The organism is Limimonas halophila (assembly GCF_900100655.1).
In the GTDB taxonomy this organism is placed as follows: domain Bacteria; phylum Pseudomonadota; class Alphaproteobacteria; order Kiloniellales; family Rhodovibrionaceae; genus Limimonas; species Limimonas halophila.
This window is the reverse complement of the sequence record NZ_FNCE01000003.1, coordinates 58,108-83,458: the sequence shown is the minus strand read 5'-3', so window position 1 is coordinate 83,458 and position 25,351 is coordinate 58,108. Positions and strand designations below refer to the sequence as shown.

Sequence of the window (25,351 nt, the reverse complement as noted above, 5' to 3'; positions counted from 1 at the left end):
GCGGCGCCGTTGAACGGGCCGTGCACGCACACGGACCGCCGGACGAGCCGGGGTCCTGATACACTGCCCGGATCGGGCCCGCACGCGGGCCGGTCGCAGGGGCCAGGCGACAGCCTTGCTCGCGCGAGGAGGCCGAGATGTCGCGCGTATCCGTCTTCAACAATCCGCTGCTGCTCGGATTCGACCACTTCGAGCGGGCGCTCGACCGTGTGTCGAAAACGGCCAGCGACGGCTATCCGCCCTACAACATCGAGCAGCTCGGCGACGACCAGCTGCGAATCACGCTGGCGGTGGCCGGCTTCAAGCCGGAGGAGCTGGAGGTCCGCGTCGAGGACACGCAGCTCACCATCCGGGGCCGGCGCGCCGACGACGAGAGCGAGCGGGTCTACCTCTACCGCGGAATCGCGTCGCGGCAGTTCCAGCGCAGCTTCGTATTGTCGGAAGGCATCGAAGTTCAGGGCGCGCATCTGGACAACGGCCTGCTGCACGTCGATCTTCAACGGGTACGGCCCGAACCGGTCGTGCGCACCGTGGAGATCCAGACGAACCACCAGGGCACGCGGGACGTCTCCACGCACCAGCGCGGCCGGGCCCGCGCCCAAACGCCCCGCTCGGGCTGACCCCCGATCGGGCCGGCCGGCGCCGCCATTCGGCGGCACGCGACGCGACAACGCCACCGGACGCACGGCTGTCCGGGGGCTCTGGTCCAGGGGCCGACGCGGGCCCACCGGGCCGAACGAAGGAGGATCTGCATGACCGTCCAGCAGGTTGAACACACCGAGGCTTTCAGCGAGCAGGAACTGGCCGCCTGGGGCGTCAACGACGTCGCCTATGTGCGCGCGGTCACGAAGGACGACGGCGGCCGGGGCTACGGCATCTACGCCGCCGACGGCACGCAGATGGCCGTGATGGACGACCGCGACGTGGCGTTCGCCGCCGTGCGCCAGCACGACATGGAACCGCTCAGCGTCCACTAGAGCGCGATGAGACGACGAGGAATCATCTGACGAGCCTCATCGCGCTCTATCTCATTCGTGTGCGGGCATGATTAAGAGCCCAGGCTGACGCAGCCTGACCTCATCATGCCCTGACCGGAAACGCGCGCGATGCGCCGGACCCGCGCGGGGTATCTCCCCGCGCGCCGGCCCGGCGCGCCGATCCGTCGACCACCCCCCCTGATCCCGCCCGTACGCCGGCGGCGCGTCCGTTCGCGCAGCCCCGGCGCTTTTTCGCGCAGCATGAGACCGGCATCGACGGCGGCACACTGACCGCTTGCGGTCGGGCGTGCGTCGTGGTTCTCATCCCGTCGCGCATGTCCGCGTGCAGGGAGCAGGCCCGGATGGCGGAGCAGGACGCGCCCGACACCGACCCCGCGGTCGAGGCTTTCGTCGCCAAGTGGCGCGATCCCGAGGGGTCCGAGCGGTCCAACTACCAGCTCTTCATCGTCGAGCTGTGCGAGCTGCTCGACCTGCCGCGTCCCGGCCCGGCCACCGAGGCGAACGAACGCGCGACCTGCGTCTTCGAGCGCGGCGTTACCTTCAAGCACCCCGGCGGCGCCAGCACGACGCGCTTCATCGACTGCTACAAGCGCGACTGCTTCATCCTGGAAGCCAAGCAGTCCCCCAGGCGCGCCGGGCAGCGCGACGATGCCGACGCGCCGGACATGTTCGGCGAAACGCCGGCGCCGCGGTCCAAAGGCCGGCGGCGGGGCTGGGACAGCATCATGCGCGGCGCCCGCGATCAGGCGGAAGGCTACGCCCGCGCCCTGCCCGTCGAGCACGGCTACCCGCCCTTCCTGCTCGTGGTCGACGTCGGCAACGTCATCGAGGTCTTCGCCGACTTCTCCGGCCAGGGGAAGAACTACGCCCACTTCCCCGACACCCAGCACTACCGCATCGACCTGGACGACCTGCACGATCCCAAGGTCCGCGAGCGCCTGCGCGCCATCTGGACGGCGCCGCAGACGCTCGACCCGGCACGCGAGTCCGCCGAGGTCACGCAGGACATCGCCAAACGCCTCGCCCGCATCGCGACGCGCCTGGAAGGCGCCGGCCACGACCCGCACGCCGTGGCGGATTTCCTCATGCGCTGCGTCTTCACGATGTTCGCGGAGGACGTGGACCTGCTGCCGGAAGACGCGTTCACGGAACTTCTGGCGCAGCAGGTGGAAACGCCGGCCAACTTCCCCACCGCCCTGGAGACCTTCTGGGGCATCATGGACACGGGCGGCTACGCCCTGCACCTCAACGCGCAGCTCAAGCGCTTCAACGGCACGCTGTTCAAGGACCGCACGGCCCTGCCGCTGGACGCCGAGAGCATCGGCGAGCTGTTGGCCGCGGCCCGGCGCAACTGGGCCGACGTCGAGCCCACGATCTTCGGCACGCTGCTGGAACGGGCGCTCAACCCGCGCGACCGGGCGCAGCTCGGGGCGCACTACACCCCGCGCGCCTACGTCGAGCGCCTCGTCATCCCCACGGTCATGGAGCCGCTGCGCGCCGACTGGCGCGACGTGAAGGCGCGCGCCGACGAGCTGCGCCGCGCCGGGAAGCTCGACGCGGCGCGCGCCGTGCTGCGCGACTTCCTCAACACCCTGGCGACGACGCGCGTGCTCGACCCCGCGTGCGGCACGGGCAACTTCCTCTACGTGGCGATGGAGCTGATGAAGCGGCTGGAGGGCGAGGTCGTCACCGCCCTGGCGGAGCTGGACGAAACCGCGCCGCGCCTGGCGCTCTCGGGCGAGACCGTGGACCCGAGCCAGTTCCTGGGGCTGGAGGTCAACCCGCGCGCCGTCGCCATCGCCGACCTCGTGCTGTGGATCGGCTACCTGAAGTGGCAGCTCAAGACCGGCGGGGTGGAGGCCATCGGCGAGCCCGTGCTGCACCCCCACAACACCATCCGCGAGCAGGACGCCGTCCTCACCTGGACGCAGCGCGAGCTGCGCCGCGACGACCACGGCCGCCCCATCACGGTGTGGGACGGGCGCAGCTATACGCCGCACCCGGTCACGGGCGAGCCGGTGCCCGACACGGCACAGCGCGTGGAGACCTATCGCTACCACGGCCCGCAACCCGCCGGCTGGCCGGACGCGGACTTCGTCGTCGGCAACCCACCCTTTATCGCGGGCAAGGACCTGCGCGCCGAGCTGGGCGACGGCTACGCCGAGGCCGTGTGGGCGGCGCGGCCGGAGATGCCGCGCGGCGCCGATTTCGTCATGCACTTCTGGGACGCGGCGGCGACGCGCCTGCGCGCCAAGGGATGGCGCCTGCGCCGCTTCGGCTTCATCACCACCAACTCGATCACGCAGACCTTCTCGCGCCGCGTCGTGGAACGCCACCTGAACGCCAAGGACCCGCTCTCGCTCGTCTTCGCCGTGCCGGACCATCCGTGGCTGAAACAGGCCGACCGCGCCGCCGTGCGCATCGCCATGACCGTGGCGGCCAAGGGCGAACGCGAAGGCGTGCTGGGCCGCGTCACCCGCGAAGCCGACCTGAACACCGACGCCCCGCGCGTGGACCTGGAGCGCGAGCAGGGCAAGGTGCTGGCGAACTTCACGATCGGCGCGGACCTCTCGCTCACGAGATCGCTTTTCGCCAACACCAACCTGGCGAGCCGTGGCGTCTCTCTTCATGGGAGAGGCTTCATCGTGACGCCGCGGAAAGCCCAGGAGCTGGGCCTGGGCCGCGTCGCCGGGCTGGACGCGCACATCCGTCCCTATCGCAACGGCCGCGATCTCACCCAGCGCCCGCGCGGCGTCATGGTTATCGACCTATTCGGGCTGCGCGCCGACGAGGTTCGGGAACGATTTCGCGCCGTCTATCAGCACGTGGTCGACCACGTGAAACCGGAACGCGACCAGAACCGCCGCCGCGTGTACCGGGACAACTGGTGGATTTTCGGCGAACCGCGTAGCGACCTGCGGGAAATCCTGGACGGCCTGCCCCGCTACATCGCCACGGTCGAAACGGCGAAGCATCGCTTCTTCCAGTTCCTCGACGCCGCCGTCCGGCCCGACAACATGTTGGTGAACATCGGGCTGGACGACGCGGGCGCGTTGAGCGTGCTGTCCTCGCGCCTGCACGTGCGCTGGATGCTGGCGGCGGGCGGCAACCTCGGCGTCGGCAACGATCCGCGCTACACCAAGTCGCGGTGCTTCGATCCCTTCCCCTTCCCGGCCTTCGACGCGCTCTCGCCGGCGCTGGCCCGGCACCTGCGCCACCAGGGCGAGCGGCTGGACCGCCACCGCAAGGCGGTGCTGGACGCCAACCCACAGTTGACGATGACGGGGCTGTACAACGTGCTGGAGCGCGTGCGCGCGCTGGAGGCCGGAGCGGACGCCGAGCCGCTCTCGGCGGCGGAGAAGGACGTCTACGACGCCGGGCTGGTGGGCGTGCTGAAGGAGATCCACGACGAGATCGACGCGGCCGTGCTGCGCGCCTACGGCTGGCGCGACCTGATCGACGCGCTGGTGGGCAAGCCCGGCGCCACCGCGCCCAGCCCGCACGTGACGCCCGAGCAGGAGGCGGCGGAACAGGACCTGCTGGGCCGGCTGGTGGCGCTCAACCAGGAGCGCGCGGCGGAAGAGGCGCGCGGGCACGTGCGCTGGCTGCGCCCCGAGTTCCAGCGCCCCAAGCTGGCGCACAAGGTGCCGGAACCGGCCGAGGCGGAAACGCCCGAAACCGAGCTCGCGCTCGTGGCCGAGGAGTCCAAGCCCAAGTGGCCCAGCGACGGCCTGGCGCAGATCCGCGCCGTGCAGGACATCCTGCGCGAGGCCGACGGCCCCGTGGACCCGGAGACGCTCGCCCGCGCCTTCGCCGGCAAGCTCTCGCCCAAACGCCGGCAGCGCGTCGAAGACGTGCTCCAAACCCTCGTCGTGACCGGCAGCGCCGCCACACCCCCGGACGATCCCGCCCGCTACTTCGCGATTCAGTAGCGTGGTACGCCCCAAACGCACGTTGACGGTGTCGGGGTTCGGGGCCTAAACGGTGCTCTGCGTGTTGCCGCGGAGACCGACAGATGACGAGCGCCCCGCGTTTCGATGAATTGATGTGGCCCTGCCTCAAAGCGCTGAGAGAGCTTGGTGGATCAGCATCAAATCAAGAACTTTTGCAGAAAGTCATCGAGATCAAAGACATTTCTGATGAGGCTGCAAACGTCCTCCACAACGACGGGCGCCAGACACGCCTACATTATAATTTCGGCTGGACTAAGACGTACTTAAAGAAAGCTGGGGCAATCCAGAATTCTACCAGGGGTGTCTGGACCATCACGCCCGAAGGCGAACAGTACAGCGAAGCCGATTGCGCGGACGTCCCGCGCCGAGTTCGTCGCATGAACTATGAGCGCAGGCGCACCAACGGCGACGGGGGAAACGGCGACAACGGCGTGACGCCGCCAAATGGCACGCAGCCGGAAAACGACGCCGAAACGGACTGGAAGACGCAGCTTCTCGATGTCGTGAAAGCCATGCCGCCCGAGGCGTTCGAGCGGCTAGCCCAACGCCTGCTGCGCGAGGCGGGCTTCATCAAGGTGGAAGTCACGCAGCGCTCCGGCGACGGCGGCATCGACGGCACGGGCGTGCTGCGCGTGAACCTGATCTCCTTCCAGGTCCTGTTCCAGTGCAAGCGCTACGCGGGCAGCGTGGGATCGGGCGTGATCCGGGATTTCCGCGGCGCCATGGCCGGGCGCTGCGACAAGGGTCTCATCATCACCACCGGCACGTTTACCGCCGACGCGCAAAAGGAAGCCTCACGCGACGGGGCCACCGCCATTGACCTCGTGGACGGCGACTTCCTGTGCGACCTCATCAAGAAATACGGCCTGGGCGTCCACACGCGCACGGTGGAGCAGGTCGTGGTCGACGGGTCCTGGTTCGAGAGCATTTAACGCTTCGCCCCGTTTCGGACGTTTGGCGCTGGATGCCCGGATCAGTGTCCGGGCATGACGCCGGGGATTGCCGCCGGCGGTTGCGTCTCGCCCGCACGCGTCATCACCGCTCTCCGAAGCGGTGATCCCACCCGTCGCGACCGCCCCGAAATCCCGCGGCCTGCCAACCCGCGCCGGGATTGCCCGGTCTGGGCCGGGCAATGACGATTTCGGTGGTAAACGTCGGCAGCCCTTATACCAGCACCTTCCCCAAGATAGCCGCCACCATCTCGTTTGGACGGCGTCCGTTCGACTGACTGCCGCGATTAAACACGCTCGTGTTTAGGCGGATTGCCGCTGGCGCGGCGACGCCGCAGGCGGGCCTACGGCCAATCCGCCCTATGACACTGCGGCCGGCACCTTCCCCAAGACAGCCGCCACCATCTCGTTTGGACGGCGTCCGCTCGACTGACTGAAGGGATTAAACATCCCAATGTTTACGGAGGTCGGCGAGGGCGTGGCGGACTTCGTCGAGGATGGCGGGATCGTCGATCGTGGGCGGCACCGTGGGTTCCTCGCCGTCGGCGAGCTTGCGCATCGTGCCGCGCAGGATCTTGCCGGAGCGCGTCTTGGGCAGGCGCGGGACGACGGCGACGTGCTTGAAGGCGGCGACGGGGCCGACTTCCTCGCGCACCTGCTGGACGCATTCCTTGGCGACGGCGTCGGAATCCCGATCGCAACTGGCCGTGAGCACCACCAGGCCCACGGGCACCTGCCCCTTGAGGTCGTCGTGAACACCCATGACGGCACATTCGGCCACATCGGGGTGGTTGGCGAGCGCTTCCTCGATGGCGCCGGTGGACAGGCGGTGCCCGGCGACGTTGATGACGTCGTCGAGGCGGCCCATGACCCAGACGTCGCCGTCGGAATCGAGCATCCCGGCATCCCCGGTGCGGTAGAAGCCGGGGAAGGTGGAGAGATACTCGTTGTAGAAGCGGTCGCGCGAGCCCCAGATGCTCGGCAGCGTGCCCGGCGGCAGCGGCAGCTTGCAGGCGATGGCGCCGACCTCGTTGGCGCCGAGCTCGGCGCCGCCTTCGTCGAGCACGCGCACGTCCCAGCCGGGCATGGGCTTGCAGGCGGAGCCGGGTTTGACGGGCATGGGCTCGATGCCCATGGGGTTGCCGGCGATGGCCCAGCCGGTTTCCGTCTGCCACCAGTGGTCGACGACGGGCACATTGAGTCGGTTCTGCGCCCAGACGAAGGTGTCGGGATCGCAGCGCTCCCCCGCCAGGAAGAGGGTGCGGAAGCCGCGCAGGTCGTGTTTGGCGATCTCGCGGCCCTCGGGGTCGCGCTGGCGGATGGCGCGGAAGGCCGTGGGCGCGGTGAAGAGCGCGGCGACGCCGTGCTCCTCAATGACGCGCCAGAAGGCCCCGGCGTCGGGCGTGCCCACGGGCTTGCCCTCGAACATCACCGTGGTCGCACCGCGCAGCAGCGGGCCGTAGACGATGTAGGAGTGGCCGACGACCCAGCCGACGTCGGAGGCGGTCCAGAACACCTCGCCGGGGTCGATGCCGTAGAGGCCCTTCATCGTCCAGTGCAGGGCGACCGCGTGGCCGCCGTTGTCGCGCACGACGCCCTTCGGCCAGCCGGTCGTGCCCGAGGTGTAGAGGATGTAGAGCGGATCGGTCGCGGCGACGGGCACGGGGTCGGCCGGCGCCGCGTGCGCCATGGCGCTGTCCCAGTCGTGATCGCGCCCGTTGACCAGCTCGCACGGCTGGCGCTCGCGCTGCTTCACCACGACCGTGGTGGGCGCGTGCGCGGCTTCGGACAACGCGTGCTCGTAGAGGTGCTTGTAGTCGACGACGCCGCCCGGCTCGATGCCGCAGGAGGCGGTGACGAGGGCCTTGGGCTCGGCGTCGTCGATGCGCTTGGCGAGCTGGGCGCCGGCGAAGCCGCCGAAGACCACGGAGTGCACCGCGCCGATGCGCGCGCAGGCGAGCATGGCGATCGCGGCCTCGGGGATCATGGGCATGTAGACGATGACGCGGTCGCCGTGGCCCACGCCCAGGCCGCGGAGCACGCCGGCGAAGCGGGCCACGGCGTCGCGCAGCTGCGCGTAGGTGTAGGTGGTCTGCGTGCCGGTGACGGGGCTGTCGTGGATCAGCGCCGGCTGCTCGCCGCGCCCGCCGTCGGCGTGGCGGTCCAGGCAGTTGTAGGCGGTGTTCAACTGGCCGCCGGTGAACCAGCGGTAGAAGGGCGCCTCGCTGTCGTCCAGCACGCGGTCCCAGCGGCGGTGCCAGGTGATCGCCTCGGCTTCCTCGCCCCAGAAGCCCTCGGGGTCGCGAAGCGAGCGCTCGTACAGCTCGCGGTAGCCGGCCATGACGCACCTCCCCGTTCGCCGCATGTGGAATTTCTTTTTGCCACAGGATGCGCCGGCAGGCCGCGCGAATCAAACCGGCCGCCCGGCCCACATCGAACAAAAAACCCGCCCACCGGGCGCGCCGATGGGCGGGCAAGGCGACCGCCACCCACGGAAATCGAGCACGATGAGACGACGCGGAATGACCCGACGCGCCTCATCGCGCGCTATCTCATTCATGTGCGGGCATGATTCAGGGCCCACGCCGTTCCCGGAGCGACCCCATCATGCCCTGAGGGGGAGGGCACTCGGGGTTGGCGGCCTTCTGGGAGGCAGGGAGGAGACCCTGCGCGCAGCCGGTCGGCCCGGCTGAACACCGGATTTTCCGATCCGAACGGGGCCGGCACCTTCCCCAAGACAGCCCCGCGAGCTCACCCTGGCGGGCGTCCATTGGACTGACGCAAGGGATGGACAGGCGGTCGCAGACCGCCTCGCGCGCCTAAGGCGCGCTAACACGCTCGTGTTTCGTTCAGCGCTGTTTGGCTTCCCAGTCGGGATGGACCCAGACCGGCGGGTCTTCGGGCAGCAGCGGGTCGCGGCCGCGGATGGCGTCGGCCAGCTTTTCCGCCAGCATGATCGTGGGCGCGTTGAGGTTGCCGGACGGGATCGTGGGCATGATGGCGGCATCAACCACGCGCAGCCGCTCGACCCCGTGAACGCGGCCCTGGGCGTCCACGACACCGCCCTCGCCGTCGCCCATGGCGCAGGTGCACGAGGGGTGGTAGGCGCTTTCACCCTCGGCGCGGATGAACTCGTCGATCTCGGCGTCGCTCTGCACGTCGTCGCCGGGCGCCAGTTCGCGCTCGCGGTAGGGCTCGAAGGCGGGCTGGCGCAGGATTTCGCGCGTCAGGCGGATGCTGTCGCGCATCTCGCGCAGATCGCGTTCGGTCTGGTTGTAGTTGAAGCGGATGGCGGGCGCGGCGCGCATGTCGGCGCTGCGCGCGCGCACGTAGCCGCGGCTTTCCGGGCGCATGGGCCCGACGTGGGCCTGATAGCCGTGGTACGGGGCCGCGCCCGTGCCGTCGTAGTTCACCGCCACCGGCAGGAAGTGGTACTGGATGTTGGGCCACTTGATGCCGGGCTCGGAGCGGATGAAGCCGCCGGCCTCGAAGTGGTTGCTGCCGCCCAGCCCCTTGCGCGTGGAGAGCCACTGGATGCCGACGAGCGTGCGCTTCACCGGCCGCGTCACGGGGTAGAGGCTGACCGGCGCCTTGGCGCGCTCCTGGATGTAGCACTCCAGGTGGTCCTGCAGGTTCTCGCCCACGCCCGGCAGGTCGGCGACCACGTCCACGCCGATGCCGCGCAGGCGGTCGGCCGGGCCGATGCCGGAAACCTGGAGAAGCTGCGGCGACTGGATGGCGCCGGCACAGCACAGCACCTCCCGCGTGGCGCGGACGTCCCGTGTGCGGCCGCCCTTGGTGTAGCGCACGCCGACGGCCGTGCCCTTTTCGATGAGGATGCGCTCGGTGAAGGCGCGCGTGCGCACGGTCAGGTTCGAGCGCCCCCAGACCGGGCGCAGGTAGGCGTTGGCGGTGGACCAGCGCACCCCGTCCTTGGTGGTGCGGTCCATGGGGCCGACGCCCTCGTTGCGGTAGCCGTTCATGTCCGGCGTGTAGCCGTAGCCCGCCTGCTGGCCGGCCTCGATCCAGGCCTGCGGCAGCGGGTTCTCGCACTTCCCGCGCGTGACGTAGAGCGGCCCGCGGTCGCCGTGGTAGGCGTCGCCGCCGAGTTCGTGCGTCTCCGCCTTTTTGAAGTACGGCAGACAGTGGCGGTAGGACCAGGTTTCCAGGCCCTTGTTCTCGGCCCAGCGGTCGTAGTCGCCGGCGTTGCCGCGGATGTAGGCCATACCGTTGATGGAGCTGGAGCCGCCGATCGCCTTGCCGCGCGGCTGGTCCATCACGCGCTCGCCCATGTGGGGCTCGGCCTCGGTCTTGAAGGCCCAGTTGAAGCGGCGGCCCTTGAGCGGCTCGGCGAACGCCGCCGGCATGTGGATGAAGACCGAATAGTCCATCGGCCCCGCTTCCAGGAGCAGGACGGAGGTCTCGGGGTCCTCGCTCAAGCGGTGGGCGAGCACGGCCCCCGCGGAGCCGGCGCCCACGATCACGTAGTCGAACGTCTCGGTCTCGGCCATCTCGACAGCCTTCCCGGGTTGTTGATGCTGTTGTCGCTGGGGCGGCGGCGCCGGCTCAGTACGGCGCTTCGCAGGGCGCCGTGGCGACGTAGACGCTCTTGAGCTGGCTGTAGGCGTCCAGCGCCTCGACGCCGTTCTCCTTGCCCAGGCCGGAGTGCTTGGCGCCGCCGAACGGCATGGGGATGGGCGTCTCGTTGTAGTGGTTCACCCAGCAGATGCCGCACTGCAGGTTCGCCGCGACGCGGTGGGCGCGGTTGAGATCGCGCGTGAACACGCCACCCGCGAGGCCGTACTTCGTGTCGTTGGCACGGGCGACGACCTCGTCCTCGTCGCTGAAGGTCAGCACGGACAGCACGGGGCCGAAGATCTCCTCGCGCACGATCGTCATGTCGTCGCTGCACTGGTCGAAGATCGTGGGCTCGACGTAGGCCCCGTTCGCCAGCGCCGGGTCGTCGGGAACGCCGCCGCCGGTGAGCAGCTTGGCGCCCTCGCGCTTGCCGGCCTCGATGTAGCCGAGGACAGTTTCGCGGTGTTCCCTGGAGATGAGGGGACCCATCTGGGTTTCGGGATCGCGCGGATCGCCCAGGCGGATGCGCTTCGTGCGCTCGACGAGCTTGTCCAGAAAGGCGTCGCGGAGGCGCTCGTGCACGAAGACGCGGGTGCCGTTCGTGCACACCTCGCCCTGGGTGTAGAAGTTGCCCAGGATGGCGCCGGACACCGCCTCATCCAGCCCGGCGTCGTCGAAGACGATCAGCGGCGATTTGCCGCCCAGCTCCATGGAGACGTGCTTGAGCGAGGAACTCACGGCGTCCGAGGCGACGAGCTTGCCGGTTTCCGCCTCGCCCGTCAGCGAGACCTTGGCGACGCGCGGGTGGCGCACCAGCGCCTGCCCGGTTTCGGCAAAGCCGTGGACGACGTTGAAGACGCCGTCCGGCACGCCCGCCTCGCTGAAGAGCTGGGCCACGCGGATGGCGGAGAGCGGCGTCAGCTCCGCCGGCTTGAACACCATGGCGTTGCCGGCGGCGAGCGCGGGCGCGCCCTTCCAGCACGCGATCTGGAGCGGGTAGTTCCAGGCGCCGATGCCCGCGCACACCCCGAGCGGCTCGCGCCGGGTGTAGACGAAGGCGTTCTCCACCTCCTGGAAGCTGCCCTGGAGCTTGTCGGTCAGGCCGGCGAAGTATTCCAGGCAGTCCGCGCCGGAATCGACGTCGGCCTCGGGCGTTTCCTGGATGGGCTTGCCTGCGTCCAGCGTTTCCAACTCCGCCAGCTCCTGGCGGTGGGCGCGCAGGGCGTCGGCGCAGCGGCGCAGGATGCGGCCGCGCTCCGTCGGCCCCAGCGCGGCCCAGGCGCGCTGGCCGCGCTCGGCGGCGGCGACGGCCGCCTCGACGTCGTCCGCGCCGGCCTGCTGGATGGTCGCCAGCACCTCGCCGGTGGCGGGGTTGATCGTGGTGAAGGTACGGCCGTCGCGGGCGTTCGCGCTGCGGCCGCCGATGTACAGGCTCCCGTCAGGCAGGTTGGGCATCGTGGGTCTCCTCGGCGCGGTGGGGCGCGTTCGCGAGCTGTGTTTCCAGGTAGTCGCGGGCGAAGGCGTGGGCCCGGTCGCGGTCCAGCCCCTCCTCGCCCAGCGCGTGGCGCAGCGAGAGGCCGTCGATGAAGACCGACAGCCCCAGGGCGATGCGGTGCGCGTCGGTGTCGGGCACCAACGCGCGCAGCGGCCGCGCCAGGTTGCTGCGCAGCCGGCGGCGCAGGAGGCGCTGCATGCGCGTCAGGTTCGGGTCGCTGTGCGCCTGCCCCCAGAACGCCAGCCACGCCGAGACGATCTCCGGCGTGAAGCAGCGCGCGGCGAAGTTGGCGTTCAGGATGGCGTGCAAGCGCTCGCGCGGCCCGTGCGCGTCCGCCAGATGGCGGGACAGCTCCATGCGCAACTCTTCCGCGATGTGGCGCATCGTCGCCGCCAACAGCCCCTGTTTGTCGCGGAAGTAGTGGGGCACGAGCCCCGGCGAGATGCCGGCGGTGCGCGCGACCCGGCTCAGCGTGACCTTTTCGTAGCCCAGCTCGTGGATCGTTCGGATCGTGGCGTTGATGAGCTGGCGCCGCCGCACCTCCTCCATCCCGACCTTGGGCATCGCCGACCTCCCCGCGCGGGTGTTTCGGCGCCGGCCGTGCGGGCCCGGAGCCCGCCGAAGCGCCGGCGTCGTCCCGCGTCGCGAGTCCTGTGTAGCGGTTTTTGGTTGAACGCTCAATCAAAAAACGTATGCTAAGGGTATCGACGGTCGGCCCGGCGGTGCGTAGCTTTTTCCGGGTTGACCAGTGCGACACCCACGGCCGGCACCCGGCCGGCCGATGAAGGTACGGGAGGCGTTCACATGAAACTGCGCAAAACACTCGCTGTCGCCGCGGTCGGGCTGCTTGCCACCACCGGCGTGGCCTCGGCCCAGGACAACGGAAACGACGCGTGCAAGACGGTCCGCCTGGAGCAGGTGAACTGGACGGGCGTGACGGCCAAGACCGAGACGCTGGCCTGGGTGCTGCAGCAACTGGGCTACGAGACGGACATCATCACCGCGTCCGTGCCGATCATGTTCCAGTCGTTGGCCCGCAACGAGCGCGATGCGTTCCTGGGGCTGTGGCTGCCCACGCAGCGCGGCATGATCGAAAAGTACATGAAGAAGGGCGAGATCGATATCATCGGCGTCAACCTGGACGGCGCCAAGTACACGGTCGGCGTGCCGGAATACGTGTATGAGTCCGGGATCAAGAGCTTCAAGGATCTCGCCGAGAACAAGGAGAAGTTCGACGGCAAGATCTACGGCATCGAGGCCGGAAACGACGGCAACAAGATCATCAAACAGATGATCAAGGACGACGCCTACGGCCTCGGCGATTGGGAGCTGGTGCCTTCCTCCTCCGCCGGGATGCTGGCCCAGGTCGGGCGCATGGTGAAGAACGAGAAGCCGATCGCCCACCTCGCCTGGGAGCCGCACCCGATGAACCTCAAGTACAACACGCGCTACCTCTCCGGCGGTGAGGAGTACTGGGGGCCCAACAAGGGCGGCGCCACGGTCTACACGATGACCCGCAAGGGCTACGCCTGGGACTGCCCGAACGTCGGCCAGCTGCTTGAGAACTTCACCTTCACGCTGAACGAGCAGAACAAGATGGGCGACTATGTCCTGAACAAGGACATGGACTACGCCGAGGCCGGCAAGGAGCTCATCCGCAACAACCCGAAGATCCTGGAGCGCTGGTTCAAGCAGGGCGGCAAGTACACCACCACGGGCGTGACCACGCGCAGCGGCGACGGCGACCCGGTCGCCGTCATCAAGGACGCGCTGGGCATGTCCGGCTAATCCGGCCGCGACCGGAACCAGCCGCGAGCGGGCCGGCATCCCGAGGGGTGCCGGCCCTTTTCGTGTCCGCTCAGCAGCCTCAGTCGCCGTTTGACGCCACCTCGCGCAGACGCCGGATGTGGCGGGCGACGATTTCCTGATGCCGGCCGCTGCGCTTGAGCGCGGCGAGGCCCCGGTCAAACCGGTCGCGCGCCTTTTCGGCCCCAGGCTGGCCGCGCGGAAAGATCACGTGCTGGCCGTTGCACTGAAGCACGATCTCGAGGAAGCGGACCTTGCGCCCCTCCGGCAGCACCGCATCCGCCACCGCGCGGCCCTGGAGCGTGCTGACGGGGATGAAGTCGGCGTAGCCCTCGGCCAGGGTCTTCACGCAGGCGCGCATGCTCGGCGGATCGAGCCGGCGCAGCCTGCCCCGCTCGGTCAGGCGGGCGATGGCGGCCTGGGGCGGATAGCCGTGGGGCATGCAGTAGGTCAGCCCCGCCAGTTCGCCCACGGTTTCCGCGCGGAGGCCGCTGCCGGCGAGCGTCATCGGGCGCTTCTCCGTGCGGATCACCGGCTTGGAAAAGAAATACCGCCGTTCGCGCTCGGCGTTGTGAATGTAGGGGAAGGTGGCACGGTACCGCCCCGCGCGCGTCGCCTGCGCGCCGCGCACCCACGGCAGAAAGTCGATCGTCACGCGGCGATCGAGCTGCGCGTAGACCTGGCGCACCACGTCCGTGACCAGGCCGCCGTTGAGCCAGTCCTCGTCGGACAAGGGCGCGTAGCCGTTGCCGGTGACGAGGCGCACCGGTTCCGCCGCGACGGCCTGCGCCGCCATCACCGTGGCGACCACCGTGCCGGTGCCCCACCCCGGCCCGCGTCGGCGACCGGCAAGGGATTGGCGGAAGCGCGGCATCTTGCGGGCTCTTCCCCCCGGTGCACACCCGCCGCGCCGCGACGGTTGACATACGATTCACCATCGTAGGCCGGGCGTTGCGGGCCGCCAAGGTCCGACCACCTGCTTTATGCTAACCGCATCGGCTTCGATCGCGGTGCACAAAAAAGCGCCCGACCCTAGGGGCCGGGCGCTCGCTGCCAGCCAACGCGCACGGTGTGCCGCGATCAGATGACCTTCGCCTCGTTGCGCAGCTTGTCCACCAACTCCTGCACGCTGGAGACCTTGACGCCGGCCTCGCGCGCGGGCGGCTCCTCGACCTTCTGCACGTCCAGGCGCGGGGTGACGTCGACGCCCCAGTCCGCCGGCGCGGTCTTGTCCAGCTTCTTCTTCTTCGCCTTCATGATGTTCGGCAGCGAGGCGTAGCGCGGCTCGCACAGCCGCAGGTCCGTCGTCAGCACCGCCGGCATCTTGAGGTCCAGCGTCTCCAGGCCGCCGTCGATCTCGCGCGTGATGCGCGCGGTGCCGTCCTGGACGTTGACCTCGGAGATGAAGGTGCCCTGCGACCAGCCGAGCAGCGCCGCCAGCATCTGGCCGGTCTGGTTGTTGTCGTTGTCCACGGCCTGCTTGCCCATGAGGACGAGGCCGGGATCCTCCTGTTCGACCACGGCCTTGAGGAGCTTGGCCACGCCCAGCGGCTCCAGCGCCTCGTCCGACTCGATGAGGATGCCGCGGTCGGCGCCCATCGCCAGGCCCGTGCGGATCGTCTCCTGGGCCTGCTGCGGGCCGGCGGACACCAGCACGACCTCGGAGGCGTGCCCCTGCTCCTTCAGCCGGATCGCCTGTTCGACGGCGATCTCGCAGAAGGGATTCATCGCCATCTTGGAGTTGGACAGGTCGACGCCGCTGTTGTCCTTCTTCACGCGGACCTTCACGTAGGGATCGAGCACGCGCTTGACCGGAACGAGAACCTTCATCGTTGTCCCACGCTGGTTGGGGTGTGCCTAGGGCATGACGAGGTCGGACCGACCAGGCCGAAAGGCCAGCGCACGCCGGCGGCGCGCAAGCGGTCCGGGCGCTGAATCATGCCCGCAAACGAAAGAGATAGAGTGCGATGAGGCTCGTAGAGCAATTCTGCGTCGTCTCATTGCGCTCTGACCGGAGCGGGCGTCGCCTAGCAGCCCGTCCGAAACCTGTCAAACCGCGCCCGCCGGGGCCGCGCGGACCCCGGCGGGCCGGTGGCGGCGTTACGACTTCGGCCGCTCGTTCTTGGGGTCGTAGAGCGGCTTGTAGCCGACCGCCTCGATCTTCATCGGGTAGTGCTCGTGGAAGTACTCCATCGTGACCTGCCGGCCCTCTTCGCAGTAGCTGTAGGGCAGGTAGGCCATGGCGATGTTCTTCCCGATCGAGGGCCCGTAGGCGACGGAGGTAACGTAGGACGGCCGGCCCAGCTCGTCCTTGAGCGTCTCGCCCGTCTCCGGGTCCAGGATCGGCCAGGAGCCCACCGGATAGCGCGCCACGCCGTTGGAATCGACGTTGTCCTGCATCGTCAGCGTGCACAGATAGGCCGGCTGATGCTCGCGCTGGCGCTGGGCCACATAGGCCTGCTTGCCGTAGAAGTCGGCGTCCTTGACCTTCGGCCGCGCGAGCCCCGCCTCGTACATGTTGTACTCGGTCAGCAGCTCGTGGTTCTGCAGCCGCAGGCTCTTCTCCAGGCGGCGGCTGTTGGCGTAGGTCTCGATGCCGATCGCCGGCACGCCCTGCTCGCGCAGCATGTCCCACAGCGGCAGGCCGTAGCTGAAGGGGAAGTGCAGCTCCCAGCCCTGCTCGCCGACGTAGGAGATGCGGAAGCCCTTCACCGGGATGCCCTTGAGCGTGAAGTCCCGCGAGGCCGCGAAGGGGAAGTTCTCGGGGTCCAGCTGCTCGGGGTGATCGGCGAGCTGCTTCAGCGTCTCGCGGGCGTTCGGGCCCCACACGCCCAGGCAGCCGTACTGGTCCGAGCGCTCCTCGATCGTGACGTTGAAGCCGTAGTCCTCGGCCATGCGGGTCATCCAGACGTAGTCGCGGTTCCCCGTGTCACCGCCGTCGATCACCCGGTAGTGGTTGGTGTCGAGGCGGATGATGGTGAGGTCCGCGCGGATGCCGCCCTCGTGGTCGAGGAAGTTGGAGTAGACGCCCTTCCCGATCGGGGTGTTGCCGCCGACCTTGGAGACGGAGCAGAACTCCATCAGTCCCTCGGCGTCCGGCCCCGAGACGTCGTAGATCGCGAAGTGCGACAGGTTGATCATGCCGACGTTGTTGGAGATCTCCAGATGCTCGGCATTGGAGACGTGCCAGAAGTGGCGGGCGTCCCACTCGTTCTGGCGCGTCGGCACGTGATCCGCCCACTTCTCCATGAGCGTCTTCTCGTTGGCGGCGTAGCCGTGGGCGCGCTCCCAACCCGCGGCCTCCATGAAGTAGCCGCCCAGCTCCTGCTCGCGGGCGAAGAAGGGGCTGCACCGCAGGTTGCGGCCCATGCTGTAGGGCTCGCGGTTGTGCACCGGCGGATTGTAGATCTTGAAGGCCGTCTCGTAGCAACGGTCGTGGATGTAGGACGGCGTCTTCTGGATCGGGTAGTAGCGCGCGACGTCGATGCCGTGCGGATCGATCTCGACGCGGCCGTCCGTCATCCAGTCGGCGATGACCTTGCCGGTGCCGGGGCCGTCCTTGATCCAGACGGACTCGCCGTACCACAGCCCGCGCACGTTCGGGGACTCACCGATGGACGGGCCGCCGTCCGCCGTGACCTGCAGCAGGCCGTTGAAGGAGTGGCGCTCGTCCACGCCCAGCTCACCGAGCACCGGCGTCAGCTCGATCGCCTTCTCCAGCGGCTCCATGACCTGCTCCAGGTCGAGGTCGCGCTGCGACGGCGACAGCCGCGCCTGCTCCTTGGTGAGGATGTTCTTGGGGTGCACCATGCGCGGGGCCTTCTCCTCGTAGTAGCCCCACTCCAACTGGCCGCCCTCGGTGGTCTTGGGATCGCCCGTGTCGCGCATGTAGGCGGAGTTGCCCTGGTCGCGGAACAGCGGGTAGCCGATCTCCTTGCCGGTGCCCTCGAACTCGTTGAAGGGGCCGAACCACAGCAGCGGGTGCTCGACCGGCATGATGGGCAGGTCCTCGCCCGCCATCTCGGCGATCAGGCGGCCCCACAGGCCGGCGCAGCACACCACGTAGGGCGCCTTGATGTAGCCGCGCGTCGTCTCGACGCCGACGATGCGCCCGTTCTGGATGTCGAGGCTGGTCGCGGCGGTGTTGCCGAAGGCCTGCAGCTTGCCGGTGTCCTCGGCCCACTGGACCATGTCGCCGGTCATGCTCTGCGAGCGCGGGATCACGAGGCCGGCGTCCGGGTCCCACATGGCGCCCTGGATCTTGGTCTCGTCGACCAGCGGGAACTTGGCTTTCACCTCTTCCGGACTGACGAGCGACACGTTGGTGCCGAAGGCCTTGCCGGAGCCCACCTTGCGCTTGAGCTCCTCCATGCGCTCGTCGTCGTCGGCCCGCGCGACCTCGAAGCCGCCGACGCGGGCGTAGTAGCCGTACTTCTCGAAGAAGTTCTTCGAGTAGGTGGTCGTGTAGACGGTCATGTGGTCATGAGCCGTCATGAAGCAGAAGTCGGAGGCGTGCGACGTCGAGCCAATGTCCGTCGGGATGGCCGACTTGTCGATACCGACGATGTTGTCCCACCCGCGCTCGATCAGGTGATGGGCCACCGAAGCACCGACAATGCCGCCCTGCCCGATGATGACGACGTTTGCGCTCTCGGGGAATTTCGACATGTGTCCGTCTCCGCCTGGAAGGATGTCGTGGCGTTGTTTTCAGCGCCGCCGGCCGGCGCCCCCGCCGGGGACGGCCGTGCCGAGCGCATGTCCGGTTCCGGTTTCGCGCAACCCGGTGAGGGCATAAGCCCGCGTCCGTGACGGGGGCTTGCGATCCTGCGACGGCAGCTAGTGGGATTGCGCCGCGCCCCACCGGCCGCCGCCGCGGCGGCCCGCTTCCGGGCCTTACATGTTGGGATAGTTGGGGCCGCCGCCGCCTTCCGGCGTCACCCACTGGATGTTCTGCTTGGGATCCTTGATGTCGCACGTCTTGCAGTGAACGCAGTTCGTGAAGTTCAGCTGCAGGCGCGGATTGGACCCGTCGTCGTCGCGCACGATCTCGTAGACGTTGGCCGGGCAGTAGCGCTGCTCCGGCGCGTCGAAGTATTCGAGGTTGTGCGAGACGGGGATGCTGTCGTCCTTGAGCCGCAGGTGGACCGGCTGGTCCTCCTCGTGCCAGACGTTCGCCAGATAGACGCTGGAGAGCTTGTCGAAGCTGACCACCCCGTCCGGCTTCGGGTACTCGATCTTGGGCATCTGGTCCTTGGGCTTGAGCGTCTCGTGGTCCCAGTGCTTGTGGTGCAGGGTCCACGGCAGCTTGCCCTTCATGACCTTGAGGTCGAAGCCGGCGTAGACGGTGCCCAGCGCCATGCCGAAGCGCGCCGCGGCGGGGCGGAAGTTGCGCGCGCGGTGCAACTCCTCGTGCACCCAGGACTGCTCGAACTTGGTCGGGTAGCGGTCGAGCGTCTGCTGGCCCGCGTCGCCCTCGGCGATGGCCTCGGCGACGGACTCGGCGGCCAGCATGCCCGTCTTCATGGCGTTGTGGTTGCCCTTGATCTTGGGCACGTTCAGGAAGCCCGCCGAGCAGCCGATGAGCATGCCGCCCGGGAAGACGAGGCGCGGGATTGACTGCAGGCCGCCCTCGTTGAGCGCGCGCGCGCCGTAGGAAACACGCTTGCCGCCCTCCAGCATGCCGCGCACGGCCGGGTGCGTCTTGAAGCGCTGGAACTCGTCGAAGGGCGAGAGGTGCGGGTTCTCGTAGTCCAGGCCGATGACGTAGCCGACGTACACCTGGTTGTCTTCCAGGTGGTAGATGAAGGAGCCGCCCCAGGTCTTGTTGTCCATGGGCCAGCCGGCGGTGTGGACGACCAGCCCCTCCTGGTGGTTCTCGTCCGGAACCTCCCACAGCTCCTTCAGGCCGATGCCGTAGGTCTGCGGATCGGCGCCCTCGCGCAGGCCGTACGTGTCGATGAGCTGGCCGGACAGCGAGCCGCGGCAGCCCTCCGCGAACATCGTGTACTTGGCGCGCAGCTCGATGCCGGGCTCATAGCCCGCCTTGGCGGAGCCGTCGGCGGCCACGCCCATGTCGTTCGTGGCCACGCCCACCACACGGTCCTGCTCGTCGAACAGCACTTCCGCCGCGGCGAAGCCGGGGTAGATCTCCACCCCCATCTCCTCGGCCTGCTCCGCCATCCAGCGGCAGACGTTGCCCATGGAGACGATGTAGTTGCCCTCGTTGTGCATCTCCTGGGGCAACAGCGGGATGGGCATGGACATGCTGCCCTTGCCGGTCAGGAACATGAACTTTTCGTCGCTGACCGGCGTGTTGAGCGGCGCGCCCTTGTCCTTCCAGTCGGGGATCAATTCGTCGAGCGCGCGCGTTTCCAGCACCGCGCCGGAGAGGATGTGCGCGCCCACCTCGGAGCCCTTCTCCAGCACGCACACGGCCAGATCCTGGCCGGACTCCTCAGCCTGTTGACGCAGCCGGATCGCCGCGGCCAGCCCCGCCGGGCCAGCGCCGACGATGACGACGTCGTATTCCATGGACTCGCGTTCGCTCATCGCGCCCTTGTCTCCCCGCGCCGCGTGGATGTCGCGCCGTGCGGTCCCAACTGACTCTCGGGCGTGCCGCGCGCCGGCCAAGGCCGTCAGACCGCCCTGTGGCGGCATGCCGCACCGGCCGATCGCCGCCGCGGCGCCCGTCGCGCGACCGCCGCGAGCGACCCCGTCAGCGGCTGGACTCGCAGGCGCACCAGCCGGTCACCTCGCACGCGTGAACCCGCTTGGCAACCCTTTGTGATCCGCCACTTATGCGGCGGTGCAATATACGGGATCGGTCAGGCAACGACGCCCGGAATTACCCAGCTTTAGAGCAGATCGCCGTAAAGCAGAATCACCTGCGGGATTCTGCTTGCTCGTGCGTGGACAGCCGCAAGGCTCGCGCGCCGCAGGCGCGCAAACTGCTCGCACAGGAAAAACAGGAACCTAGCGTGAGGTTTCCAGTTTTCCCGGCAAACACGATTTCACGCACGATGCTCTAGGCCCCCGTGAAGCACACGCCTTCAAGGCCGGGGAAAACCTTACGTGCCAGCGTCGCCAGCTTGCGAAGTGCCCGCGCGAACGAGCGTGGCAACGGCGTCGCCGGGGTCCAGCACGTCGCCCAGCACGTCGTCCGTAGCGAACGGGCACGCGAGCGTATCGGGATACGGCGCCTCGCCGTAATCGCTCAGGTCCGCGTTCGCGTCGGCGCGGGCGGCGGCCCAGATGGCCGCGAGGTCGATCTTCTGGCGCAACCCCGGCGAGTCCCGCAGCGTGCGCAGCGCGGCGCGATGGTGGTCGCGCACTTCCCGGCGCCAACCGGGGCGGGGTTCGTCGGCGCCACTCCAGGCCAGCTTGATCAGGTGGCGCAGGAGTTGATGAAGGTGGCTTTCGAGGTCGCGGCGTTCGCGCTTGCCCAAGTCCTCGATCTCCTCGGCGACGTGGGCGACGTCGAAACGGTTGTCGCGGCCCAGGGCACGCAGCCGCGCCGCCTGGTCCTGCGTCCAGGCATGGAAATCGCGCTCGTAGAGATCGTCGTTTGCCAGCAGCGCCATGGCCGAACCTCCGACCCGAGCGTACCATTGAACGGCATCGCACCACAGACATTGCCCGGCATGGACATACGAAGAGCCCCAGCCGGCCGACGGCTGGGGCTGATCTTCGTTCCCGCTGAAGGCGCCACCCTTACCCTAGACCGTAGCGGACGGTTCGGTCGTGTCTCCAGACACCGGATGACACAGGGTTCCAAGAATCATTCTTGGTCCAAAGATCATCTTTGGAGGGTCACACACCGCGTCACGGCGCCGCGGGCGCAGTCTTCCAGGTAGGTCCAGACGTAGTCGGCGAAGCTGCGGCGGGTGATGATGTCCATCGTCGGCGTGTCGTCGCGCACGTGGATGGTCACGCCGCAGTGGCGGCCGAACAGCGTCTGCTTCACCTGGCCGGCCGGGAAGGTGCGCGGGTGCATGTCGATGGGCACCGCGCGCTCCAGCGTCTCGCGCAGCATCGGCCCGGTGGCGCCGATGAGCGCCTGGGCGTGCGAGACGTCCACCACGGCCGCGACGATGTCCTTGAACGCCTCGCGCAGCTTGGGGACGTACTCGCTGCGCGCGGCGCCATCGCGGCTGTCGTGGATCATGAGCAGCCACTCGTTGGGGCCGAGCCAGAGCGCGTCCGCCGAGCCGTTCCCGTTGGCGGTGTTCGGCGTCTCCGGCAGGGCGAAGCCCATGGCGGTCTTGAAGGCGTCGCGCGCGGCCGGGTTCTTGTCCAGCTCGCAGCGGATGTCGATGAACTGGCGGTAGGGCGGCTCCCACAGGCCCACCCCGGCATCGCCGAGGCTCTCCTGGGCCTTGCCCGCCAGCCCGAGGTGGGCGAGCGGGCTCTGCCGGGTTTCGAGATCAGCCACGGAGACGCACTCCCTCTGGATCGTAGAGACTGAAGGGATCGGTGATCGTGCAGGAAATCGTCTTGTCGCCCATGGGCGCGTAGACCTTCTGGCCGTGCTTGTGCCGGCCGCCGTAGACCGTCGCCAGGGCGAAGGACCGCGGCTTGTCCGGGTCCAGGTTCGGGCTGAGGTAGCTGGAGGTCACGTTGCCGACCATGTCCATGGGCGGCTCGTCCTTGACCGTCTCCACCAACTGCGCGCCCTCTTCCAGCACCTCGCTGGGATCGTCCGGCAGCACCGCGACCAGCTGCTTGCGGTTGGGGTCCAGGATGTCGGGGCGCTGCAGCGAGCGCTTGCCGACGAAGTCCTTCTTCGAGGACACCAGCTTGTCCATGCCCAGATCGTAGGGCGTGACCGTGCCGTCGGTTTCCTGGCCGACGATGATGAAGCCCTTCTCCGCACGCAGTACGTGCATCGTCTCGGTGCCGTAGGGGCAGATGTTGTACTTCTCCCCCGCGGTCATGAGCGTCTGCCAGAGGTGCAGGCCGTTGTGGGCCTCGACGTTGATCTCGAAGCTGATGTCGCCGGAGAAGGAGACGCGCGCCACGCGCGCCCACATGCCCGCGACGTGGCCCTCGCGCCAGGTCATGAAGGGGAAGGCGTCCTTCGAGACGTCGATGTCGTCCGTCAGCTCGGCCAGCAGCTTGCGCGCGTTGGGGCCGGCGATGGCCGCGGTGGCGTACTGCTCCGTCACCGTGGTCAGGTAGACGTCCAGATCCGGCCACTCGGTCTGGAGGTACTCCTCCAGGTGCGCGAGCACGCCGCCGGCGCCGCCGGTCGTGGTGTGCATGAGGTAGTGGTTCTCCCCGAGGCACATCGTCACGCCGTCGTCCAGGACCATGCCGTCCTCGCGGCACATCACGCCGTAGCGGCAGTGCCCCGGCTTCAGCGTCTTCCACCCGTTGGTGTAGACGCGGTTGAGGAAGGTGACGGCGTCCTTGCCCTGGATGTCGATGCGGCCGAGCGTGGTGGCGTCGAGCATGCCGATGGACTCGCGCGTCTGCCGGCACTCGCGGTACACGGCCTCGTGCATCGTCTCCCCGGCCTTGGGGAAGTACCACGGGCGCTTCCACATGCCGACGTTCTCGAACACCGCGCCGGCCTGCTCGTGCCAGGAGTGCATGGGCGTCTTGCGCACGGGGTCGAAGAACTCGCCGTAGTCGCGCCCCGCCCAGGCGCCGAAGGTGACCGGCGTGTAGGGCGGCCGGTAGGTGGTGGTGCCCACCTCCTGCGGCTCCATGTTGCGGGCGTTCGCGACGATGTGCAGGGCGTTGATGTTGGATGTCTTGCCCTGGTCCGTGCCCATGCCGCACGTCGTGTAGCGCTTGACGTGCTCGATGGAGTGGTAGCCCTCGCGCAGCGCCAGGTAGAGGTCCTGCGCCGTCACATCGTTCTGCAGGTCGACGAAGTGCTTGCCGCCGTGGCCCACCGGCTTGGTGGAGGGCGTCAGCCACACCCAGCGCGCCGGGCGGAAGTCGCTGTCGTCCGCCTCGGGCGCGGGCTGCGTTCCGGCCTCGAAGCCCAGCGCGCCCGCGGCCTCGGCGCCCTTCTTGAAGCCCTCGGCGAGCACGCTCTTCAGGCCCATCGTGCCGTTGCAGGCGCCGGCGGAGCGGTTGGCCTGGAGCGGCTCACCCGGCACGGGCGCGCCGATCTCCGCGTCGTGGACCAGCTTGCCGCGCGCCTGGCTGTGCAGGTGCACCGACGGCGTCCAGCCGCCCGACACGGCCACGAGGTCGCAGTCGAACTCGACCGGTGTGCCGTCGACGCGCGAGCCGTCGGGGCTGAGCGGCGCGGCCTTGACCTTGCGGACGTGCTTGCCGCCCTCGGTGCCGATGATGCCGTGGCCGGCGTAGACCTCGATGCCGGCGCCGCGCGCCTTCTCGGTGTTGGGCCCGCTGGGCTGCTTGCGCTGGTCGATGACGGCCGCGATCTCGATGCCGGCGGCCTTCATGTCCAGTGCGGCGGCGTAGGCGCTGTCGTTGTTGGTGTGGACGACCGCCTTGTTGCCCGGCTTGACGGCGTAGCGGTTGACGTAGGTCTGCACCGCGCTCGCCAGCATCGTGCCGGGGCGGTCGTTGTCCAGGTAGACCAGGGGCCGCTCGATAGCGCCTTGGGCGAGCACCACCTGCCGCGCGCGCACCTTCCAGAAGCGCTGACGGGGCACGTCCCGCGGCTTTTCCGCGAGGTGGTCCGTCAGGCTTTCCAGCATGTTGACCCAGTTGTGGTCGTAGTAGCCGAAGACCAGCGTGCGCGGCATGACGCGCACCTCGGGGTTGGCCTCCAGCTCGCGGACGGCCTCGGCCACCCAGTCGGTGCCCGGCTTGCCGTCGATCTCGTGGTGGCGGGAGAGCAGCGAGCCGCCGAACTCGAACTGCTCGTCGGCCAGGATGACGCGGGCCCCGGCGCGCGAAGCGGCCAGCGCCGAGGCGATGCCGGCGGGGCCGCCGCCCGCGACGAGCACGTCGGCGTGGGCGTAGCGCTTGTCGTAGAAGTCGGGGTCCGGCTCGTCCGGCGCCTCGCCCAGGCCCGCGGCCTCGCGGATGCGCTTCTCGTAAAAGTGCCACGCGCCCTGCGGCCACATGAAGGTCTTGTAGTAGAACCCGGCCGGCAGCAGCTTCGACGCGTACTGGTTCACCGCGTAGAGGTCGAAGTTGACCGTCGGCCAGGCGTGCACCGACTTGGCCGCGAGGTTCTGGTGCAGCTCGGCCTGCGTGGCGCGCACGTCCGGGATGGTGTAGGCGCCCTCGCCGAGCTGGATCACCACCGGCTCCTCCGCGCCGGCGGAGAAGTGCCCGCGCGGGCGGTGATACTTGAAGCTGCGGCCGATCAGGTGAACGCCGTTCGCGATCAGCGCCGAGGCGAGCGTGTCGCCGGCGTAGCCTTCGTAGGTCTGGCCGTTGAAGGTGAACGTGAGCGGCCGCGCACGATCGATCCGGCCGCCGCGGTCCAGGCGGTAGCGCTGGGCCATCGTTGTACGTCCCTGTTCCTGCTTGAGCGAAAGCGCCTGCGTGTGCGGATCGGATGGCGTTCGGGGGAAGCGCCGCGGCGGTCGCCACCGACGCCCGGGGTCTTTCGACGCCGGCTCGTTCGCAACCCTAGCC

The 25,351-nt window shown here is 68.8% G+C and carries 16 protein-coding genes; 5 read left to right on the top strand and 11 right to left on the bottom strand.

What is annotated here, in order from left to right; all coding sequences use genetic code 11:
* Positions 1–137: 137 nt before the first annotated feature.
* From BLQ43_RS05885 to BLQ43_RS05870, 4 genes are all read left to right on the top strand, one after another.
* Positions 138–620 (top strand): Hsp20 family protein, encoded by a 483-nt coding sequence (locus tag BLQ43_RS05885; RefSeq protein ID WP_090019216.1) that lies wholly within the window; start codon positions 138–140, stop codon positions 618–620.
* Positions 621–752: 132 nt separating this feature from the next.
* Positions 753–977, top strand: coding sequence for a DUF1150 family protein (locus BLQ43_RS05880; protein ID WP_090019215.1), 225 nt, complete (start codon positions 753–755; stop codon positions 975–977).
* Between the two features lie 362 nt (positions 978–1,339).
* Complete coding sequence (locus BLQ43_RS05875; protein ID WP_090019214.1) at positions 1,340–4,930, top strand: class I SAM-dependent DNA methyltransferase; 3,591 nt, start codon at positions 1,340–1,342, stop codon at positions 4,928–4,930.
* Between the two features lie 83 nt (positions 4,931–5,013).
* Complete coding sequence (locus BLQ43_RS05870) at positions 5,014–5,883, top strand: restriction endonuclease (protein WP_090019213.1); 870 nt, start codon at positions 5,014–5,016, stop codon at positions 5,881–5,883.
* A 460-nt stretch (positions 5,884–6,343) separates the two neighbouring features.
* Here BLQ43_RS05870 and BLQ43_RS05865 read toward each other — a convergent pair whose 3' ends face one another.
* From BLQ43_RS05865 to betI, 4 genes are all read right to left on the bottom strand, one after another.
* Positions 6,344–8,266 (bottom strand): propionyl-CoA synthetase, encoded by a 1,923-nt coding sequence (locus BLQ43_RS05865; protein ID WP_281217563.1) that lies wholly within the window; start codon positions 8,264–8,266, stop codon positions 6,344–6,346.
* Positions 8,267–8,750: 484 nt separating this feature from the next.
* Positions 8,751–10,412, bottom strand: coding sequence for a choline dehydrogenase (gene betA / locus BLQ43_RS05860; RefSeq protein WP_090019211.1), 1,662 nt, complete (start codon positions 10,410–10,412; stop codon positions 8,751–8,753).
* 55 nt (positions 10,413–10,467) lie between these two features.
* Positions 10,468–11,934 (bottom strand): betaine-aldehyde dehydrogenase, encoded by a 1,467-nt coding sequence (gene betB, locus BLQ43_RS05855; RefSeq protein WP_090019210.1) that lies wholly within the window; start codon positions 11,932–11,934, stop codon positions 10,468–10,470.
* The gene (betI, locus tag BLQ43_RS05850; protein WP_090019209.1) at positions 11,918–12,538 is read right to left on the bottom strand and encodes a choline-binding transcriptional repressor BetI; all 621 of its coding nucleotides are present in this window, start codon (positions 12,536–12,538) and stop codon (positions 11,918–11,920) included. Before betI ends, betB begins: the two co-directional genes overlap by 17 nt.
* Positions 12,539–12,778: 240 nt before the next feature.
* On the opposite strand from betI, the gene BLQ43_RS05845 reads away from it, so the two are divergent.
* The gene (locus BLQ43_RS05845; RefSeq protein WP_218119142.1) at positions 12,779–13,762 is read left to right on the top strand and encodes an ABC transporter substrate-binding protein; all 984 of its coding nucleotides are present in this window, start codon (positions 12,779–12,781) and stop codon (positions 13,760–13,762) included.
* A gap of 79 nt (positions 13,763–13,841) precedes the next feature.
* Here the strand turns inward: BLQ43_RS05845 and BLQ43_RS05840 are convergent, their stop codons facing one another.
* The 7 genes from BLQ43_RS05840 to BLQ43_RS05810 form a co-directional block, all read right to left on the bottom strand.
* Positions 13,842–14,654, bottom strand: a complete 813-nt coding sequence (locus tag BLQ43_RS05840) for a substrate-binding periplasmic protein (protein ID WP_090019208.1) — start codon at positions 14,652–14,654, stop codon at positions 13,842–13,844.
* A gap of 206 nt (positions 14,655–14,860) precedes the next feature.
* Positions 14,861–15,610 (bottom strand): electron transfer flavoprotein subunit beta/FixA family protein, encoded by a 750-nt coding sequence (locus BLQ43_RS05835; protein ID WP_090019207.1) that lies wholly within the window; start codon positions 15,608–15,610, stop codon positions 14,861–14,863.
* Between the two features lie 270 nt (positions 15,611–15,880).
* Positions 15,881–18,448, bottom strand: a complete 2,568-nt coding sequence (locus BLQ43_RS05830) for a GcvT family protein (RefSeq protein ID WP_090019206.1) — start codon at positions 18,446–18,448, stop codon at positions 15,881–15,883.
* A 225-nt stretch (positions 18,449–18,673) separates the two neighbouring features.
* The gene (locus tag BLQ43_RS05825) at positions 18,674–20,329 is read right to left on the bottom strand and encodes an electron transfer flavoprotein-ubiquinone oxidoreductase (protein ID WP_090019205.1); all 1,656 of its coding nucleotides are present in this window, start codon (positions 20,327–20,329) and stop codon (positions 18,674–18,676) included.
* 518 nt (positions 20,330–20,847) lie between these two features.
* On the bottom strand, positions 20,848–21,360 hold the full coding sequence (locus BLQ43_RS05820; protein WP_090019204.1) for a DUF29 domain-containing protein: 513 nt from the start codon (positions 21,358–21,360) through the stop codon (positions 20,848–20,850).
* 215 nt (positions 21,361–21,575) lie between these two features.
* Positions 21,576–22,211: a sarcosine oxidase subunit gamma gene (locus BLQ43_RS05815; RefSeq protein WP_090019203.1), complete on the bottom strand. Its 636-nt coding sequence runs from the start codon at positions 22,209–22,211 to the stop codon at positions 21,576–21,578.
* A complete protein-coding gene (locus BLQ43_RS05810; RefSeq protein WP_090019202.1) occupies positions 22,204–25,218 on the bottom strand; it encodes a sarcosine oxidase subunit alpha in 3,015 nt (1,004 codons plus the stop codon). Before BLQ43_RS05810 ends, BLQ43_RS05815 begins: the two co-directional genes overlap by 8 nt.
* Between the last annotated feature and the right edge of the window lie 133 nt (positions 25,219–25,351).

Bases quoted from the DNA above. Each gene is read 5' to 3' on its own strand.
- BLQ43_RS05885 (WP_090019216.1), top strand. From the start codon at position 138: ATGTCGCGCGTATCCGTCTTCAACAATCCGCTGCTGCTCGGATTCGAC.
- BLQ43_RS05880 (WP_090019215.1), top strand. From the start codon at position 753: ATGACCGTCCAGCAGGTTGAACACACCGAGGCTTTCAGCGAGCAGGAA.
- BLQ43_RS05875 (WP_090019214.1), top strand. From the start codon at position 1,340: ATGGCGGAGCAGGACGCGCCCGACACCGACCCCGCGGTCGAGGCTTTC.
- BLQ43_RS05870 (WP_090019213.1), top strand. From the start codon at position 5,014: ATGACGAGCGCCCCGCGTTTCGATGAATTGATGTGGCCCTGCCTCAAA.
- BLQ43_RS05865 (WP_281217563.1), bottom strand. From the start codon at position 8,266: ATGCGGCGAACGGGGAGGTGCGTCATGGCCGGCTACCGCGAGCTGTAC.
- betA (WP_090019211.1), bottom strand. From the start codon at position 10,412: ATGGCCGAGACCGAGACGTTCGACTACGTGATCGTGGGCGCCGGCTCC.
- betB (WP_090019210.1), bottom strand. From the start codon at position 11,934: ATGCCCAACCTGCCTGACGGGAGCCTGTACATCGGCGGCCGCAGCGCG.
- betI (WP_090019209.1), bottom strand. From the start codon at position 12,538: ATGCCCAAGGTCGGGATGGAGGAGGTGCGGCGGCGCCAGCTCATCAAC.
- BLQ43_RS05845 (WP_218119142.1), top strand. From the start codon at position 12,779: ATGAAACTGCGCAAAACACTCGCTGTCGCCGCGGTCGGGCTGCTTGCC.
- BLQ43_RS05840 (WP_090019208.1), bottom strand. From the start codon at position 14,654: ATGCCGCGCTTCCGCCAATCCCTTGCCGGTCGCCGACGCGGGCCGGGG.
- BLQ43_RS05835 (WP_090019207.1), bottom strand. From the start codon at position 15,610: ATGAAGGTTCTCGTTCCGGTCAAGCGCGTGCTCGATCCCTACGTGAAG.
- BLQ43_RS05830 (WP_090019206.1), bottom strand. From the start codon at position 18,448: ATGTCGAAATTCCCCGAGAGCGCAAACGTCGTCATCATCGGGCAGGGC.
- BLQ43_RS05825 (WP_090019205.1), bottom strand. From the start codon at position 20,329: ATGAGCGAACGCGAGTCCATGGAATACGACGTCGTCATCGTCGGCGCT.
- BLQ43_RS05820 (WP_090019204.1), bottom strand. From the start codon at position 21,360: ATGGCGCTGCTGGCAAACGACGATCTCTACGAGCGCGATTTCCATGCC.
- BLQ43_RS05810 (WP_090019202.1), bottom strand. From the start codon at position 25,218: ATGGCCCAGCGCTACCGCCTGGACCGCGGCGGCCGGATCGATCGTGCG.